This window comes from Streptomyces sp. NPDC054956 (genome assembly GCF_053609185.1).
This window is the reverse complement of record NZ_JBSGXB010000530.1, coordinates 1-2,958: the sequence shown is the minus strand read 5'-3', so window position 1 is coordinate 2,958 and position 2,958 is coordinate 1. Positions and strand designations below refer to the sequence as shown.

Below are 2,958 nucleotides of genomic sequence, written 5' to 3'. Positions count from 1 at the left end.
GGATTCCGGCCTCCCAGCCGATGCCGGTCAGCCCGCCGCCGCCGAGCACCAGCGCCGTGCCCTTGCCGCCGGCCTCGCCGTCGCCCTCGCGCCTGCCCGTTCCTCCGCGCCCGCCCGCGCCCTCGTCCTTGCCTTCGCCCTCGCCGCCCATGAGCCGCCCGCCCCTCCGTACGCACCAGTGGTGACGGCAGTCTGGCGCAACCGGACTGCCGCCACCACGGCGGGCACCGCCCGCCGGCTAGCCGACCTCGGTGACCGTCCCCGCTCCGACGGTGCGGCCGCCCTCGCGGATCGCGAAGCCGAGCCCGCTCTCGAGCGGGACGTCCCGCCCGAGCTCGACGGTCATCGTGACCGTGTCCCCCGGCCGGGCCACGCCCGCCTCGCCCAGGTCGACGTCGCCCACCACGTCGGCGGTGCGGATGTAGAACTGCGGCCGGTAGCCGGAGGCCACCGCCGTGCTGCGGCCGCCCTCCCGGGCGGACAGGACGTACACCCGCGCCGTGAAGCGCCTGCTGGGCACGACGCTTCCCGGTGCCGCCACCACGTGCCCGCGGCGCACCGCGTCGCGCGGCACCCCGCGCAGCAGCAGCGCGACGTTGTCCCCGGCCTCGGCGGACTCCATCGGCTTCCCGAAGGTCTCCAGCCCGGTGACCACGGACTCCACGGGCTCGCCGTCGCCGCCGAGCAGGCCGACGCGGTCCCCCGTGCGGACGGTGCCGCGCTCGACGGCGCCGGTGACGACGGTTCCGCGCCCGGTGATGGTGAGCACGTTCTCCACCGGCATCAGGAACGGCGCGTCCGTGTACCGCACGGGCATGGGCACGTACGTGTCCACGGCGTCGAGCAGCGCCAGGATCGCCGAGGTCCAGCGCGGGTCGCCCTCCAGCGCCCCGAGCCCGGAGACCCGTACGACCGGGGCGGTGTCCCCGCCGTAGCCGTTGGCGGTGAGCAGTTCGCGCACCTCCAGCTCGACCAGGTCGGTGAGCTCCGGGTCCCCGGCGTCGGCCTTGTTCAGCGCGACCACGATGTGGTCGACGCCGACCTGCCGGGCGAGGAGCACGTGCTCGGCGGTTTGTGGCATGACCCCGTCGAGGGCCGAGACGACGAGGATCGCCCCGTCGAGCTGGGCCGCGCCGGTGACCATGTTCTTCACGTAGTCCGCGTGGCCCGGCATGTCGACGTGCGCGTAGTGCCGGGTGTCGGTCTCGTACTCGACGTGCGTGAGGTTGATGGTGATGCCGCGCCGGGCCTCCTCCGGGGCCCGGTCGATGCGGTCGAAGGGCACGAAGGAGGCGCCGCCGCGCTCGGCGAGGACCTTGGTGATGGCGGCGGTCAGCGTCGTCTTGCCGTGGTCGACGTGACCCATGGTGCCGATGTTCAGGTGCGGCTTGGTGCGCACGAAGGCCGTCTTGGCCATGATGTCTTCCCGTGTGATCCGAAGCTGGAAATACGGGACCCCCGGAGCGAACCGACCCTCCCCCTGTGGGGTCCGCCGGACGATCCGGGAAGGGTCAGCTTCGTGCGCCGCCGAATGCGGGTGCGCCTGCGGGTGCGCCTGCGGCGAACTCCGCGGGGAGGGCAGCCTTCGGCGCGTCCGCGACTGCGGACGGCGCTGCGGGGAAGGCGTGCCTGGACATGTGGCCGATCCTGCCTCACCGGTCGCGGCCGGTCGAATGATTATTCGCGGGGCCGGAGGACCTCCGGACTCCAGGGCCGCCGGGCCCTCACCCCCAACCACCCAAGGCCTAAAGGTGCTTGAGCGCCTCGCGCACCGAGAGCGGTGACAGGCACTCCCGTTCGGCCGTGACGAAGGCGCGTACCGCCTCGGGGTCCGTCCTGGCGTACTCGCGCAGGGACCAGCCGATGGCCTTGCGGATGAAGAAGTCGGGGTGCCGGGACTGCCGGCGGCAGTACGCGAAGAGCCGTTCGGCGTCGGTGGCGGACTTGAAGGCGAGCTGGTGCAGGAGCGCGGTGCGCGCCACCCACAGGTCCTCGTCCCCGATCCACTCGTCCATGACGGCCCCGAGCGCCGGGTCGGCCGCCACCAGCGGGCCCACCGTGTGCGCGGCGAGCGTGTCGACGGTGTCCCACCAGGGGACGGTGGTGATCAGGTGCCGGACTACCGGGAGGAGGCCGGAGGAGCAGCGCCCGACGTGCCGGCGCAGGTAGTCGGCGGCGAAGTAGTGGTACTCGCGCTCCGGTAGCTCCCAGCAGCGCAGGGCGAGTGCGACGCAGTCCGCCTCGTCCGGTTTCGGGGTGTTCTTGGTCACGGCCCTCGACAGCTCGCGCCGCAGCGGGGTCCGGATGCCGAGGAAGGGTGCGACGTCCTTCATGTACGCGGCCATGTGCGCGGCCTGCTCCGCGTCCGCGGCGGCGCCGAAGGACCGGGTGAGGCGGTCCGTGAGCAGCTCCGCGAGGGGGCTGTGCGGAACGGACGGACGCCGCTGGTCGTTCGGCTGCATGAGGCCCAGATTACGGCGCCGGGTCATAGGGGTCGGTTAGTCTCCCGGAATGTCCCTCCTCCTCGCGCCGTGGACCCGGCTCTCGCTGCTCGTCGTGCTGCTCCTGGCGGCCGGCGTCTGCGTCGTGCTGTACGAGCCCCAGCGCCTGCTGTCGGAGGGCTGGCCCCCGGGGCTCCCGGTGGGCGCGGCGGTGCTGCTCTTCGCCGCGGCGTACGGGGTGGGCACGGCCGCCCTGGTGCCGCGCCCCTTGCTGAACCTGGCGTCCGGGGCCCTCTTCGGGTCCCAGTTCGGCCTGCTCGCGGCGGTCGCCGGCTCGGTGGTCGGCGCCGGCATCTCCTTCGGGCTCGGCCGGATGATGGGCCGCGACGCCCTGCGGCCGCTGATCCGCGGCCGCTGGCTGCAGTCCGCGGACGACCAGCTGGCCCGGCACGGCTTCCGCACGATACTGGCGGTCCCGATCTTCCCGGGCCTGCCCATCGCGGTGGCCAACAACGCC

Annotated in this window: 3 protein-coding genes; 1 reads left to right on the top strand and 2 read right to left on the bottom strand. The window is 73.5% G+C overall.

Annotated features, from left to right (window positions below; translation table 11 throughout):
- Positions 1–238 precede the first annotated feature (238 nt).
- Together tuf and ACWGDE_RS37810 are read right to left on the bottom strand one after the other, a co-directional pair.
- A complete protein-coding gene (gene tuf, locus ACWGDE_RS37815; RefSeq protein WP_453393617.1) occupies positions 239–1,417 on the bottom strand; it encodes an elongation factor Tu in 1,179 nt (392 codons plus the stop codon).
- Between the two features lie 328 nt (positions 1,418–1,745).
- A complete protein-coding gene (locus ACWGDE_RS37810) occupies positions 1,746–2,462 on the bottom strand; it encodes a DNA alkylation repair protein (RefSeq protein ID WP_453393616.1) in 717 nt (238 codons plus the stop codon).
- A gap of 49 nt (positions 2,463–2,511) precedes the next feature.
- On the opposite strand from ACWGDE_RS37810, the gene ACWGDE_RS37805 reads away from it, so the two are divergent.
- Positions 2,512–2,958 (top strand): TVP38/TMEM64 family protein (locus ACWGDE_RS37805; RefSeq protein WP_453393615.1); only part of this gene is annotated, 447 nt, incomplete at its 3' end.